The sequence below is a fragment of the Streptomyces sp. ITFR-21 genome, assembly GCF_031844685.1.
Taxonomy (GTDB): domain Bacteria; phylum Actinomycetota; class Actinomycetes; order Streptomycetales; family Streptomycetaceae; genus Actinacidiphila.
This window is the reverse complement of the sequence record NZ_CP134605.1, coordinates 3,603,002-3,618,117: the sequence shown is the minus strand read 5'-3', so window position 1 is coordinate 3,618,117 and position 15,116 is coordinate 3,603,002. Positions and strand designations below refer to the sequence as shown.

Annotated in this window: 9 protein-coding genes; 3 read left to right on the top strand and 6 right to left on the bottom strand. The window is 72.4% G+C overall.

Annotated features, from left to right (window positions below; all coding sequences use genetic code 11):
• Position 1 precedes the first annotated feature (1 nt).
• The 5 genes from RLT57_RS15810 to RLT57_RS15790 all read right to left on the bottom strand — a co-directional run bounded on the left by RLT57_RS15810 (position 2) and on the right by RLT57_RS15790 (position 11,583).
• Complete coding sequence (locus RLT57_RS15810; protein ID WP_311298041.1) at positions 2-2,635, bottom strand: glycoside hydrolase family 9 protein; 2,634 nt, start codon at positions 2,633-2,635, stop codon at positions 2-4.
• A gap of 122 nt (positions 2,636-2,757) precedes the next feature.
• Complete coding sequence (locus RLT57_RS15805; RefSeq protein ID WP_311298040.1) at positions 2,758-4,848, bottom strand: cellulose binding domain-containing protein; 2,091 nt, start codon at positions 4,846-4,848, stop codon at positions 2,758-2,760.
• A gap of 461 nt (positions 4,849-5,309) precedes the next feature.
• On the bottom strand, positions 5,310-6,380 hold the full coding sequence (locus RLT57_RS15800; protein WP_311298039.1) for a glycoside hydrolase family 43 protein: 1,071 nt from the start codon (positions 6,378-6,380) through the stop codon (positions 5,310-5,312).
• Between the two features lie 420 nt (positions 6,381-6,800).
• Positions 6,801-9,119 carry a discoidin domain-containing protein gene (locus RLT57_RS15795; protein ID WP_311298038.1) on the bottom strand — a complete coding sequence of 773 codons (2,319 nt, stop codon included), beginning with the start codon at positions 9,117-9,119 and terminating at the stop codon, positions 6,801-6,803.
• 628 nt (positions 9,120-9,747) lie between these two features.
• A complete protein-coding gene (locus RLT57_RS15790; RefSeq protein WP_311298037.1) occupies positions 9,748-11,583 on the bottom strand; it encodes an ABC transporter ATP-binding protein in 1,836 nt (611 codons plus the stop codon).
• 506 nt (positions 11,584-12,089) lie between these two features.
• Between RLT57_RS15790 and RLT57_RS15785 the strand changes: the two genes are divergently transcribed.
• On the top strand, positions 12,090-12,488 hold the full coding sequence (locus RLT57_RS15785; protein ID WP_311298036.1) for a hypothetical protein: 399 nt from the start codon (positions 12,090-12,092) through the stop codon (positions 12,486-12,488).
• A 548-nt stretch (positions 12,489-13,036) separates the two neighbouring features.
• Complete coding sequence (locus RLT57_RS15780; RefSeq protein WP_311298035.1) at positions 13,037-13,594, top strand: hypothetical protein; 558 nt, start codon at positions 13,037-13,039, stop codon at positions 13,592-13,594.
• A 133-nt stretch (positions 13,595-13,727) separates the two neighbouring features.
• On the opposite strand, the gene RLT57_RS15775 is transcribed toward RLT57_RS15780, so the two are convergent.
• On the bottom strand, positions 13,728-14,021 hold the full coding sequence (locus RLT57_RS15775; protein ID WP_311298034.1) for a hypothetical protein: 294 nt from the start codon (positions 14,019-14,021) through the stop codon (positions 13,728-13,730).
• A 363-nt stretch (positions 14,022-14,384) separates the two neighbouring features.
• Between RLT57_RS15775 and RLT57_RS15770 the strand changes: the two genes are divergently transcribed.
• The gene (locus tag RLT57_RS15770) at positions 14,385-15,113 is read left to right on the top strand and encodes a D-Ala-D-Ala carboxypeptidase family metallohydrolase (RefSeq protein WP_311298033.1); all 729 of its coding nucleotides are present in this window, start codon (positions 14,385-14,387) and stop codon (positions 15,111-15,113) included.
• The last annotated feature ends 3 nt before the right edge of the window (positions 15,114-15,116 follow it).

Here is a 15,116-nt window from a genome sequence, read left to right as displayed (position 1 = left end):
TTCAGGACGTGCCGCACGCCTGTCCGTTGAGGGTGAAGTCATGCGGGGCGGTGTTGGCGGTGCGGTACGTCGCGGTGAAGCCGATGACGACGGAGCCGCCCGGCGGGATCGTGGCGTTGTAGCCGGCGTCCCGGGCCGTGACGGTCTGGCCGCTCTGGGTCAGGGTGCCGTTCCAGGCGTTGCCGACCTGCTGGTCGGCGCCGAAGGTCCAGGTGACCGTCCAGCCGTTGACCGGGGTCGCGCCGGTGTCGGTGATCTTGACGTCGGCCTGGAAGCCGGTGCCCCAGTCGTTGGTGACGGTGTAGGTGATCGGGCAGCCCGTGCCCGTCGCGGCCGGCTTCGTGGTGACCGTCAGCGGCGGGGACGCGGCCGAGAGGGTGCCCGTGTCGTCGACCGCTTTGACGGTGAAGGTGTAGGCGGTCGCCGGGGTGAGGCCGGTGACCGTCGCCGAGGCCGCCGCGGGGGCGCCGGCCGCCGCCGGGCCGGAGCCGCTGTCGGCGAACACCCGGTATCCGGCGAGCGGCCGGCTGCCGGGGGTGGCGGCGGGCCAGGTGAGGGCGACCGAGGTGGCGGTGACCTCCGACGCGACCGGGGCGCCGGGCGCGGACGGCGGCGTGGGCGAGGCGGGGGGCGTACCCGGCGCGCCGGGCGCGCTGCCCCACACCGCCGTGGCGCCGTCGTAGAGCACGATGTCGTTGACGGTGACCGGGGTCGAGCCGGGGGTGGTGGAGACGCCCTGGTAGGACCAGTCCCCGGTCGGATCGTGCGGGCCGGGGAAGCTCAGCCGGAACTGCACCTCGCGGTGGAAGGCGGACTGCCCGGCCGGGGCGATGTCCTGGCCCTCGCAGCTCACGGTCAGGTAGTAGACGCTGTCGGCGTACTGGGTGGGGCCGCTGGGGGCGGAGCACTGGTTGTACGCCGAGGTGAGCGTCACCTGGGACGGGGTGGTGCCGGGGTCGAGGGTGAAGTAGTAGCGGAAGCTGCCGTGGGTGAGGTGGCGGGCGGGCCAGCCGGACTTGTTGACCACCTGCGCCTTGATCTCGTAGAAGTTCGTGCCCGCCGCGTTCACCGCCGCCTGTACGAACTCCTCGGGGCCGTCGGGGGTTTCCTTCGGCGGGAAGTTCGCGAGCGGGGTGCCGCCGTACTCCGCGGTGAGTGCCGCGAGCGCGCCGGAGAAGCCGGCGTTGTAGTCGAGCGCGCCTTCGGTCTCGCCGTAGTTGGCGCGGTCGTCGGAGAACCCGTCGTCGGCGGAGCCCGGTCCGCCGACCAGCAGGCCGTAGTCGAGGTGGCGGGTGGCGGCGGGTTCGGTCATCGACTGGGACCAGGAACCGTGCGCGGCCCTGCTGTGCGGATTGCGCGGCCACGCGCTGTTGGTACCGGAGTTGGTGAACCCGATCTCGTAGCTCACGCCGGCCGGGTTGTCGCCGAGCGCGTAGTCGATCTGCCGGACACCGAAGTCGTGGTAGGTGCGCGCCCTGGCGGCGTCCGTGCCCCGGCCGGTCAGCCAGCCGCTGAACTGGAGGGCGACGAAGGCGGTGTTGGCGGAGTACCGCAGCGAGCCCCAGGTGTCGAGGAACGCCTCGCCGCCGGGCGAGTAGCCGACCTTCTTGCCGTCCACACCGGTGGTCCACCAGTCGAGCCAGCGCTCGGCGTCGTCGATGTAGCCCTGCTTGCCGGTGAGTTCGGCGAGCAGCACGTAGTCGCCGTAGGACTTGTCGTCCCAGGCGAGCGTCCAGTTGTACTCGGGGGTGGTGGTCTGCTGCATCTTGGGCAGTTGGGCGTAGTACGTCTCCGCCTTGGCGAGGTACGCGCTGTCGCCGGTGGCCCGGTACAGCCAGATCGCCCCCCAGACCAGCTCGTCCCAGTAGCCGCTCCAGGAGTTGTAGTAGCCCTGGGCGGCGGTGATGCACTGGTCGTAGGTTCCCCGGTAGGTGTCGGCGAAGGTGTACAGCTGCTTGGCGTTGGTCAACAGCGTCGCCGCGTACGCCGGGTCGCTCGCGGTGAAGATGATGGACGAGGAGGCGAGCGCGGCGGCGGCCTCGCCCGCGAGGTCCGAGCCGGGGCAGGAGGCGTCGATTTTGAACGACGGCCGCGGCGACGGGTTGACCTCGGGCGGCCCCCAGAACGCGTGGTCGCTGCCGCCGTCGCCGACCTGGCCGTAGAGCACGTTGGGCGAGGGGTGCGCCTTGAGCAGCCAGTCGTCGCCCCAGCGCAGGTTGCGCAGCAGGTACGCGCTCTGGCCGCTGTCGGCGTAGCCGGGGGCTTCGTCCAGGCCGCCCCAGCCGAGCATGGTCATGGAGAACGCCATGGGGAAGCCGAACTTCACCTCGTCGCCGGCGTCGTGGTAGCCGCCGGTCAGGTCGAGGCCGACGTCGGCGCCGTCGGTCAGGTCGGAGTCGCCGCGCCAGGCGACGCGGTTGTCGGCGGGCAGTTTCCCGGAGCGCTGGGATTCGTAGAAGAGCATCGAGTCCTGCAGCGCCTCGGCGTAGTTGTACGAGGCGGCGGCGGCCGGTGCGGCGGCGGTCGGCGCGGCCGCGTGTCCGGCAGGTGCGGCGGCGATCGCCGTCAGGGTCAGCGGGAGCAGGGCGGCCAGCGCGGTGGCGGCCCGGGACAGGGCGAGGGGGAGTCGGGGCATGGCGTCCTCCTGGGAGGGCGGTCGGCACGGTGGGGGGATGCCGGCCCGGCGGCGGGCGTGTCGGAGGTACGCGCGCCGCCGGGCCGGTGGGGGCCGGCGGTCGGGCCGGCCCGGTCAGGCGGTCATGTGGTGGTGCAGACCGTTCCGTTGAGCGTGAAGACGGTGGGCGGTGGCGCCGCGCCGTCGTTGGCGCCGGTGAAGCCGAAGGACACCGAGTTGCCGCCGTCGGCGGCCAGGGTGGCGTTCCAGTCCACGGGGGTGGCCACGACGTGCGTGCCGTTCTCGCTGACGTGGGCGTTCCAGTAGCCGGCGACCGACTCGCCGGCGGCGGGGAAGTCGAAGGCCAGCGTCCAGCCCGTGATCGGTGTCGGGCCGGTGTTGGTGACGGTCACGGCGGCGTTGAACCCGTTGCCCCAGCCGGCGGTGGTCGCGTACCCGACCCGGCAGGTGGAGTGGGCGGGGGTGCCGGTGCGCACAATGACCGGGTCGGACGGCGCCGAGAGCCGGCCGTCGGCGTCACGGGCCAGGATGTTCCAGGTGGAGGTGGTGCCGGGGGTGAGGTTGCGGACGGTGGCGGAGGTGCCCGTGCTGTCCGCGAGCAGTTCGCCGGTCGTGCCGAGCTGCCGGTAGATTTCGTAGCGGGTGGCCGCGCCGCCGGTGGACGGGGTCCAGCTCACGGTGGCGGTGGTGTCGCCGACCGCGGTCACCCTCGGCGCGCCGGGCGCGGACAGGGCCGAGGCCGTACCGGGCTCGGCGTGCAGGGTGAGGGTGGTGAGCGAGTACGGCGGCAGGGTCTGCCGGGTGCCGTCCGCCGAGGTGGCGGTGTCGATCGCGTGGGCCCCGTCGCGGTAGGTGGCCACGGTCACCGGTGCCGAGAGGTCGGGGGTGAAGCCGGTGTAGCGCAGGTCGACGGTCTGCGCGGCGGCGGGGTCCTTGTTGATCAGCAGGACGCTCAGGTCGCCGTTCGCCCGGCGCACGGCGTGCGCCGCCACCGTCGCACCGGTACTGCCGGAGGCGACCATCAGGTCACCGGGGAGGCCGAGCCGGCTCAGCATCGCGATCGCGTAGTACGGCGGGAACGGCGTGTTCAGCGGCGGTTCGCACACCTCGCCGATGCAGTCGCCGCTGGAGAGCACACCCCAGTCGCCGTAGTCGGTGGCGCCGTCGGGCGCGGTCGAGATCTGCCGGGGACCGTTGTGGGTGTCCCACCAGTCGACCGTGAACACCCCGCTCTGGAGGGCGGTGAGGTAGGCGTCCGCGCCGAACAGGGCGTTGGGCTGGGTGTCCTCGTCGACGCCCCCGTTGACCTCGGTGAGCGCGATCGGCGTGCCGCCCGCGCCGGCGTCGTCCAACTGATCGCGCAGCTGGGCGAGTTCGCCGGTGAGCTGGGCGGGGGTGCCGAGCATCCGGGCGGCGTCGGCACTGCTCGGATACCAGTGCACGATCACGAAGTCGGCCTTGCCCGCGATCAGCGGGATCACGGTGTGGTTCCAGTCCGCGCTCTCGCCGTTCCCGATCACTCCGTCCGGCCAGTTGCCGGGCATGGTGAGAACGGCGCCGACCTTGACGGTCGGGTCGACGGCCTTCATCGCCGAGACGTACTGGAGCACGTTGCCGGCGTACGCGGCGGGTGAGGTGTCGGCGTGGTCGTCGTGCTCCCAGCCGGAGCCGTAATGCCCGTTGCCGTACAGCTCGTTGCCCACCTCCCAGTACTTCACGCCATACCCCTGGGTGATGTTGGCGTAGCGCACCCAGTCGGCGGCCTCCTGCGGTGTGCCCGAGCCGTAGTTCGCGATGAGGATCGGCTGGGCGCCGACCTTCCGCACCGTTCCCATGAACGCGTCGAAGTCCGTGCCGGGCGCGACGTAGCCGCCGGGCGCGGAGTTGGTCTGCCAGTGGTAGATGTCGCCGTAGGAACCGCCGGGATAGCGGAGCATGCCGACGCCGGCGGCCTTGACCAGGTCCTGCACCTCGGGCACGTTCATCTGCGCGTCCCACACGGCACTGTTCAGGCCGTACGCCGTGTCGGGGATCGTCCCCAGGCCCTCGCCGGCGTTGACCGTGACGGTGGCGTCGGCCGGCGCCGACGGCGGGGCGTCGGCCCGCGCGGACGCCCCGCCGAGCAGCAAAGCGCCGGTGAGCGCGGCGGCGGAGGCAGCCGCGACGAGGCGTCGGTGCCGGTGTGATGGACTGCTGGACATGACAAGACGCACGGCAATACTCACCTTCAGGAGGCGGGGCGTGGGGGGTCGCTGGATGCGTGCCGGGCCTGCTGCCCCCAGTTGTGGGAGCGCTCCCACCATGAAGGCGGTGTGCCGCACTGTCAATGGCCGTGCCGCGCGGAGGGCAAGCCGCCCGTATCGCGGCCCGCCCCGGTCCCGGCAGCCGGCCCGCGCGGCAGCCGCGCGCAGAGTGGCTGCAAGACGGCTCCGCCGGGTGCCCGCTCGGCCGCGCGGGAACCGCGATCACCGGCGTCGCGGGTCGCCGGGAGGCCGCCCCTCACCACCGGGCCGGTGCGCGGGCCGGTGCGCCGCTCGCCGAAGGCGCCGCCGCCCGGCCCGCCGCGCCGCACGGCCGTCGGGACACCGGCGGCGTACCCGGCCGCGCGGCTCCGGGGCGCGACCGTTGCGGCCGGCCGGGAGCGGCCTCGTCCGCCGGGCGGGCCGGCCGGCGCCTACTCGAAGAACTTCAGGCCCCAGCCGGTGTCGCCGGTCGCGCCGGGGACGTTGGCGCGGGTGTAGGTGGTGTTGCCCCACCAGCAGAACCCGCCCGTGAACCAGTAGCGGTTGGCCCACGAGTAGGGGGTGCCCTTCGGGACCGCGGTGAACATCAGGGGGAACGTCGGGCCGGCCGGCGGGCTGGTGCTGATGTCGCCGTCGAGCAGCACGAAGCTGTGGCTGCCGGGGCCGTCGACGTACAAGGTGGGGTCCCAACCGGACATCATCGTCGCGGCGTTGGAGCCGAACAGGCAGCCGTTGGACTTGTACCAGTCCCAGACGTAGGTCGGGTCGCCGCCGGACCGCAGCCGCAGATCGGCCATGCAGTACCGGTCGCTCCAGCTTCCGTTGGCGGAGTACACGACGTGCAACCGGCCGGCCGGGTCCCTGACGGCCGCCGGCGCCTCGTTGATGTACGGGTTGCCGACCACCCGCTCCCAGCTCTCACGCGGCTGCGAGATGACGTACCGGGCGCCGGTCGGCGTGGTCGGGCCGCTCATCCGGACGATGTAGAGGTTCTGCTCGACGTTGGTGTCGCCCGCCCAGCCCGACCAGACGAACCAGCGCTGGCCGTTGAAGGTGAACAGAATGCCGTCGATGGCCCATTTGCCGTCCGGAAGGGCCAGTTGCATCTCGGCGCCGTACCCGCTGTCGGCGGTGGCGGAGCTGATCACGTACATCCGGTGGGCCGATCCGGTGCCGGCGGTGAAGTAGACGTAGTAGCGGGTGCCGTCCACCACGATCTCCGGGGCCCACACCTCACCGCGGCCCTTGGTGTCCGACCAGACCTGCCGGGGGGTTGCCGCGCCGAGGGCGTCCGGGGAGGACGCCTCCCGTACGGCGATGCCGCCGCCGGACGACTCCGCCGAGATGTACGTGCCGCCGACCCTGATCACGCTCGGGTCCGCGTTGTGCACGCCGGTCTGCGACGCCAGGGCGGGCGCGGGGCACACCAGCGACAGCACGGCGGCGAGGGCGCCGCACAGGGTGAGGGCCAGGGGACCGCGGAGACTTCGCAGCAGCTTCATCGTCCCGTTCCATGGTCGGCCTCCGCTTCGACGCCGGGCCCGCGGCGGAACGCCGGCCGGGGACGACGTCCGGTCAGTACCGCGTCGGAGGGGGCTTCTGGGCGCTCTGACCGTCTGCGTTCCACCATCTCCCCTGCTTCCGCACAGGGATCGACACCGGTGGGAGGCAGATTCCAACAGCATCCCCAACAACAATGGACATGTCAATCACCGGAACCGTCCTGCCCCCGCGTTCGCACGGCCCCTGCCGCCGCCGGGAGGACGCACGCGGGCCCGCAACCGGTCAGGTTCCGGGCCCGCGCCGCGCTCAGTGCCTTACGGTGTCGCAGCCGATCCGCAGCCCGGCCCGAAACCCGGCCCGAAACTGGGCCGGCCCGGCCCGGCCCGGACTCCGGAGGCCGGACGACGCGGAGGTCTCCGCTACTGCGACGGGACCCACCGGTACGCCGCCGGGCCGACGAGCGTCGTCCACGTCGTCCCGTCGAGCGAGCCCAGGACCGACAGGGTCTGGGTCCGCGCGGCCCAGTCGGGCGGCAGGGTGATGCCGACCGAACCGAGCGCGCTCGCCGTGCCGAGATCGGCGGTCAGCGTCTGCGGCCAACCGCCGACCACGCTCTGCCAGTACGAGGCGGGGTTGCCGTCGACCGCGCTCTGCGCCGGCAGTCCCTGGGTCGTACTGCTCACCGTCACGGGGGAGTTGAGCGCGAGGTCGCGGTTCGTGGTGTCGTTGACGGCGAACTCCGCCACCTGCGCGCCGCTCTGCTGGCTGTTCGCGGTGAAGTTGAGCCGGACGTAGCGGTCCTTCGTGTCCGCCGGCAGCGTGACGGCGACGTTCTCGCCCTTCGGCGATCCCGCGGTGTCCTCGCTGAAGGCGACGTTCACCGGGGCCGGTTCGCCGATGAACTCGGTGGCCGCGCCGTCGCCGAGCACCGCCACGTCGAGCGTGCACGCCTCCAGCAGCGTGGCGTCCTTCACCGCGTCCTGCTGGCAGACCGCCTGCGCCCGGTCATGGAGGGCCGTCGGCAGCTGGTCCGCCCACAGCGGCGTGGTCGGATCGGTGGCCGGGGTCTGGTCGCCGCAGACCGCGACCAGGGACTGGTCCGCCGGGACCCGCCAGCTGTCGCCGTAGACCTGGTAGAGCGTCGTCAGGTCGACCGGGATGGGGATGTTCGTACCGGTGCTCGTCCTGAGCTGGTTGTTCGTGCCCGGCGCGTTGGCCAGCAGCCCGGTCACCGGCTGCGGGTACGATCCGAGGCCGACGAAGACATCGAGGTACCCGGGGTTCATCGTGGCCGTCACGCTGTCGCCCTGCGGGTCGGTCACGACGTACTGGCTGCCGCTGCGCACGATCGTGTCGCCCGAGGCCAGGCTGATCGTCCCACCGGAGGCGAGCGGTGTGGCGGTCCCGTTGACCACCAGGCCGCGCGAGACGCACAGCGCGACGGTGTCCGCGCCCATCTGCGTGGCGACCGCGCTGTTGACGGCGGCGGTCGGCCAGCCGAGCGAGGCGCCGGAGACCTGGTTGGACTGCACGGTCATGGCCGAGGACCGGGCGAGCGTGAAGGTGCCGTCCGCCTGGAAGTCGTAGTACGTGCCGCCGAAGGTCTCCAGGTGCGTGTCACCCGTGCCGTGGGCGGAGGCGCAGGAAGGCGGGGTGGTCAGGATGTTGCTCTGGACGCTCTGGATGGAGGGCGACGCCCCGACGGCGTAGGACGCGGAGTTGACGAGGTTGAGGTTGTTGGTCTCGCCGGTGAAGCCCTCCGTCAGACAGGTCGGCGCGTTCGTCGTGCCGTCGTGGGTGACCGTCTTCACGGTGATGGTGGAGCCGGGGTTGAAGGTGGCCTGCGAGCCGCCGCCGTTGCCGCCGATCATGAACTCGACGGCGTTCCAGTTCGCCGACAGCCCCAGGGTGCTGTCGGTGGTCGAGGCGCTGAGGCTGCCGCCCGCGGTCGACATGACCACGGTGTCGAGCGATGCGGTCACGTTGCCGGACAGGCTCAGCGAGGCGAGGTTGGCGATCGGCTGCGAGGGGACCGCGACGGCGGAGCCGTTCCGGTAGCAGTCGCTGAGGTACGTCGACCAGCCGGCCGGGCAGGTGGTGAAGTAGTTCAGGATCCAGAACTGGATGAAGGCGGCGCTGGTGCCGACGCCCGGGTTGGAGAAGATGAACTGCTCCCAGCCCTGGCACCCGGGGTGCCCGGCGCAGATCGGGCTGGCGAAGGGCGCGCTGTTCAGCTGTAAGGAGTAGGAGTTCGGGACGCCGCCGCCGGTCTCGCCGGTCACGCCGGAAACGGTGGGGAACGAACCGGTGGCCCCGTTCAGCACCCCGGACACCCCGGCGGAGAAGTCGATGCCGTTGCCGACCAGGTAGGGCACGGGCCCGGCTATGGTGCCCACGCCTTTGCCGGCGACGGCGGGCAGGCGGGGGGCGTCGGCGGTGCCGCCGGACTTCGGCGCGTAACGCCGGTCGGGCGCCGTGGTGCAGGCGGCGCTCTGCCAGGCCAGTGCCGGGTAGGCGGCGGTGAAGCAGCCCTTCGCCGGGGTGGCGAGCTGCGTCATGGCGCTGTGCCACTGCTGCGAGGTCATCGGCGCGGGGGACGGGGAGGACGCCGGGGCGTCCGCCGTCGCGCCGGGAGGGATGAGCATGGTCGTCACCAGGGCGGCGACCACGGCGGCGACGAGTCCGAGGACCCGGTGGAGCCGTCTGCGTGTGCGGGCGGAGGGAGTGTCGGTAGGCATGCCTGCGCTTCACCTTCTCGCGAGGTCGACCCACGGGCACCGCGGCGTGCGCGGCGACGAGGTACGCGGCGGGGCAGTGCCGGACGAGGGAGGTCCATTCCCCGGGGTGCACGCACGGTGTGGCGCGGAGCGTCGGTCCGCCGAGTTGCGTCCCGTCCTGGAACCGGTGCCGTGGGGGTGGGGGGTGGGGTGGTGCTGGGGATGGTGCTACGCATCGTAAGGACGCGGCAACGTTTCGTCGATATTAAGTGCGGTGAAAGTCGCCCCCGGACAGATCGTCGACCGGTGGAACGTATACGGGACCGCGGCGGTCCTGCCGCTCCGCAGGCTTCGCGAGCTGCGCACTGTCGGGTGGCGGGACGGCGGCGGGACCGGTATCCCCGCGCCCCGGCCGGCGCAGTGAACCCCACCACATTCGAGGAGCCGCGGCCCGGCGCTTCGTCGTACGCGGAGCCGTACGCGCGGTCGTACGCGGAGCCGGGCCGTTGACGTGTGCCGCCGGTCGCGGGTGCGGGTGCGGCGGTGCGGGGGGGCGGTGCGGCTGTCGGTACGGGTCCGGCGGCCGGCCGGGGGTCGGCCAGGGGCCGGGGGTCGGCCGGGCGGCGGCCGGCGCGGTGCCGGGTCCGTTTCAGGGGCCCTTGGCGGGGCTTTCGGCGGAACCTCCGACGTCCCGGGCGTCGCTGAGGAAGCCGCCCGACTGGTGCTGCCACAGTCGCGCGTAGGCGCCGTCCGACGCGAGCAGCTCCTGGTGCGTGCCCTGTTCCACGATCCGCCCGTGGTCGAGGACGACGAGCCGGTCCATGGTGGCGACCGTGCTCAACCGGTGCGCGATCACGAGCGCCGTCCGCCCCTCCATGAGCCGCCACAGCGCCTCCTGGACGAGGAGCTCGCTCTCCGAGTCCAGCGCGCTGGTCGCCTCGTCCAGCAGCAGGATCGGCGCGTCGCGCAGGATGGCGCGGGCGAGGGCGACCCGCTGGCGCTGTCCGCCGGACAGCTTGACACCGCGTTCGCCCACCATGGTGTCGAAGCCCTCGGGCAGCGCGTCGGCGAACTCCGTGACGTGCGCGATCTCGGCCGCGCGGCGGATGTCGGCGGCGTCGGCGTCCGGGCGGGCGAAGGCGATGTTGTCCCGCAGACTGCGGTGGAACATCGCCGGCTCCTGCGGCACGTAGGCGATCAGCCCGCGCAGGTCGGCCTGCCGCAGCCGGCTGATGTCCTGCCCCCCGACCAGGATCCGGCCCGCGTCCACGTCCGTCATCCGCAGCAGCAGCCGGGTGAGCGTGGTCTTGCCGCCGCCCGACCGGCCGACGAAACCGACCTTCGCGCCACTGGGCACGGCTAATTCGAGGCCGTCGAAGAGCGGCGCCGCACCCTTGTGGGCGAAGGTCACCCGCTCGAAGCGTACGTCGGCGCTCCGCGGGCTCAACGGCTCCGGCGACGCCGGGTCGACCACGGTCGGCGGCGTCCGCAGCAGTTCGGTGAACTGCGCGGCCTCCGTCATCGAGCTCTCCAGCCGGCGGTAGATCTGGTTGAACTCGAACATGACCCGGGTCGCGTTGGTGTAGTACGTGAAGGCGACCACCACCTCCTCCACGCCGTGCCGACCCCCGCCGAGCGCGACCGCGAGCAGCAGGCCGAGCGCGTTGGTCAGGACGGACAGCGGCGCGACCAGCGTGTCGATACGCAGGTTGCCGTAGTCCCACGACCGCAGCATGAGCCGCCGCGACTCGGCCACACGGGACCGGTGCTCGGCGGCCTCGCCCTCCTCGGCGGCGAACGCCCGGACCGTGTCGATGTTCGCCAAACTGTCGGCGACGTGGCCCGACACCCGCGCGATCGCCTCCTCCCGCCGGCCGACGAGCGCCTGACGGCGCCGGATCAGGGGCGCCACCACCAGCGCGGTCAGCGCGATCATCGTCAGCAGCCCGACGACGAGCAGCGGGTCGTAGTGCCACAGCACCACCGCTCCGAAGGCCAGCGGCACGAAGCTGCCCACCACCGAGAAGGTCAGCGTGTCGATGAGGTCCTCGAAGCGGGAGGCGAAGCTGAGCACCCTCTTGGTCAGCGATCCCGCGAAGTTGTCGTGGAAGAACGCGGCGTCCATGGCGAACAGTTCGTCCATGCCGAGCACGTACAGGTGCTCGATGCCGAGGGCATCGACGCGGTTCATGCAGTGCAGGCCGATGCGCCGCAGCGTCTCCGAGAGCAGCAGGACGCCGGCGAAGCCGAGCACGTAGGGGAGCACCGGGCCGAGTGCGGTGCCGGTGTCGTCGGCGACGCGGCCGACGAGCTTCGCGACGACCAGGGGCGCGATGTAGTTGATGCCGGTGTTGCCCAGCGCGGGCAGCAGCATCGCCGGCCCGGTCAGCCACCGCAGCCGGGCCAACTCCCGCCCGTAGTAGCGCAGTGCGAGGACCACCGAACCCTTGCCCGGCGCACCCGCGCTCGTCTCAGGAGATCCCATTTCATCCCAACCCTGCGTGGTCCGCGGGCCGTCCGGCACGTGCCGCTCCACCGAAAAGCCGTTGCCGTAGCGCCGCGCGGAGCTTCGGTTCGCGTGCGCCCGCCCGTGTCCTCGCTCCTGCGGGCAGGGCGGAACGCAGGCCCGGCGCGGTGCGTTGCGACCCACCCGCCCCGCGGACGGCCCAGGAACCGCAGTGTCCCGTGCCAACGCCCGCGCCGTCCAAGCGTTTTCGCCGGGGCGACCGCCGCGGTGCGGGCAGGCCGCGCCGCCGGGTGCGGGCAGGCTTCCGGGACCGGCCGGGCCGCCGAATGCGGCCAGGCTTGCGGGACCGGGCAGGCCGCGCCGCCAGGACCGGTCGGGACGGCGAGGACCGGTCGGGACGGCGAGGACCGGTCGGGCCGCTGAAGGGCGGTCGGGCCGCCGCCCGCCGAACTCGCGCGCCCACAAGCCGGCGAACAGGGGATATTCGGTGCAGGTCCCGTGCGGGCGAAGACACAGCGAGGCGCATGCCGTCGTCGAACGCCCAAGAGGCGCCGCACGCCGAGGCGCTGCTGTGGGAACCGCACGCCACGCTCACCTTGCGCAAGCGGCCGGAGGACGTGGCCCACCTCGTCCAGGACCTGTTCGCCGCCCAGGACGCCGCCGTTGATTCGACCACCGGGGCCGCGCTCGCCAAAGCGGCCGCGCACTCGCTGCGCAACATTTGGCACGGCTACACCTCCATGCCGGAGGACTTCGCCCGGCCGGTCGCAGCGCAGCGGCAACTCGCCCGCGCGGCGGAGCTGTTCACCAGCCTTCCGGAACTGCCGGCCGGAGCCGGGGACGACCGGCACAGATCGAGGCGGCCATCCGTCGCGCAGGCGAGGAGATCTGTCGCGCCTACGGGGACAACGACTTCGGCATGAACCGCCTCAACCGCGCCGAGCGCGACGAGGCCGGGCTGGGCGAACTGTCCAGGCGCCGGTACAACAGGCGTTTCCGGCTGCTGCGCCGGATGGAGGCCAAGCTGGCCCGGCTCCTCCACGAGCAGCGGCGCCGCGAGGTGACCGTCACCGGCAAAGGAGCGCTCGCCCACTTTCTGCCGTACAACCTGTTCGCCTCCGACCCGGACGCGGCGGGCTGCTCCGCACACGGGCCGCGGCGAAGGGGACACCGGCAGGGGCGGGCCGATGGCGGGGACCGCGGTCGGGGTTGCGGGAACGCCGGGCCGGGGGAACGGGATTTGCGGGCCTTTGAATCTTGTGGACAGGGGTGCGCGGGTATTCTTATTTCCCTGCGACCCCGTGTGCCCGGGAAATCGACTCTCGCCACGGGAATTCCCACGCGTACCAGGGCGGCCAAGGGAACCCGGAGGGTGCATATCTGCGTCACATGCTTACGGCAGGGGGTTGCGTACCGCTACTCTCAGCTTCCGAGTACTCGTTGAGCAACACCAAAGGGGAGACCAGAGACCATGACCTACGATGCGCCGCCGCCCGGCCCGCCGCCGCCTCCGCCGCCGACCGCCGGCGGCGGCCCGGCCAGGGGATCTTTCGACCCGTCATCGGTGGACCGCCTTGACTGGGCGATTCTCGGTATCGGGTTCATCGTGTTCGTCTTCTCGTTCTTCGGGTACTACTCCTGGGATTTCGGGAGCGGATACGGCATCGACCTCGGCAGCGTGAGTTGGAGTGCGTGGCACTTCGATCACGGACTGTTCATAGCCTGGTTCGCGATGGTCGTCACCGTGCTCGGCGCGGCCGCCCTGGCGATCAGCTTGTTCGTGCCGACGGTCACCTTGCCGGCACCGGCCCGGCTGCTGACCTTTCTCGGTTTCGCGATCGGGTTCGTGCTCTATCTCATCGCGATCTTCGCCCACTCCGATTTCGGCCCGAACGGCGGCCACGGCTTCAGTTTCTGGGTCAGCCTGATCCTCGGCGGCGCGGGCGCGGTCATCGCCCTCATGCGCGCCCAGCAGACCGGCACCGAACTCCCCGGCCGGCTCAGCAGCCTCCCGCGCGTCGGCAAGTAGCCCGGCCCGCCTGCGACGCCCTGCGACCGCCGCCCGCCCCCGAGGTGCGGGCGGCGGTCGTGTGTTCCACGGCGGGGGGGAAGCGGCGCGGGGAGGCGGCGTACGGAGGGCCGCGCCGCGGCTGCGTGGCCGTTCAGTGATGATCTGCTCGCGGCGTCCGGTGAAGGTGGCGGCGGTGCGGGCGGGTGCTGGAGTCGCTGCCCCACAGGGCGCCGCCGTTGCCGCCGTTGCCGCCGTTGGTGGTGAAGGTGCTGGTCGCGTTGCCCCAGGAGTGCAGGGTCTCGGTGATGGCGGGGACGGACAGGGAGGCCGCGCACGCGATGGTGGAGCCGATGTCGTCGACCTGTGCGGCGTCGGAGTCCGCGCGGGCGCCGAACTCCATGGTCACGTGGCCGGCGACGAGGCGGGCCTGGGGCGTCAGGATCACGCCGCCGGAAACGGTGGTGGTCTGCGGGGCGCGGGCGGATTACGGGGCGCGGGTGAGCTGAGGGATGCCGGGCGCGGGCCGCGTAGGAGGCGCGGGCGGGCTGCCGGGCGCGGGAGAGCGGGACCGGCACCGCCTTCCGCTTCGAGGGGCCACGCCGGCCCCGCCCCCACCGCGTACCGCCGTACGGACGATGTCGGCGTCTCCGGCCCCTTGAGCACCTCCCGTACCGGCGGCATGCTGAGAGCGCCACACCCGCGGCAGACCCGGACCCGACCGGTTACCGAAAGGGCAACGATGGCCTCCTCTTCTCCGTCCGCACCGTCCGCACCGTTCTCATCGGCCCCCTCCCCGGCCTCCTCCCCCTTGGACCGTCGCACCCTGCTCCGGGGGACGCTGGCCGCGGGCGCCGGCGTCGTCCTGGGACCGGTGCTGCTCTCCGGCGCGGCGTACGCGTACTCGTGGTCGCGGACCCTCACGCAGGGGATGACCGGCGCCGACGTCACCGAACTCCAGATCAGGGTCGCCGGCTGGGCCACCAGCAGCCCCGGCCAGACGCGGGTGGGCGTCGACGGGCAGTTCGGGCCGGGCACCGCCGCCGCGGTCCGCCTCTTCCAGTCCGCCTACGGGCTGTCGTCCGACGCCGCCGTCGGGCCCGCCACGCAGGCGCAGCTCAACGCCCTGGAGCAGTCCGACGGTTCCACCGCGCACTTCGACTTCAGCGAGTTCACCGACCGCGTCAGCGGCACGTTCGACGGCGGCAAGGTCAGCGCCGCCGCGGCCAAGGAGAACGCCCGCCGGGCGATGTACAAACTGGAGGCGCTCCGCAAGAAGCTGGGCAACGTCCCGATCACCGTCAACTCCGGCTTCCGCAGCATCGCGCACAACGCCTCGGTCGGCGGAGCGAGCGACAGCATGCACCTCTACGGCACCGCCGCCGACCTGGACGTCCCCGGCGTGGCCAACAAGACCGTGTACCAGAAGGCGGAGACCTGCGGCTTCTCCGGCCTGGAGACCTACGCCGTGGACCACCAGCACGTCGACAGCCGGGCGGACCTGGGCCGCGCCTGGTGGTGGGAGAACGGCACCGTCTGATCC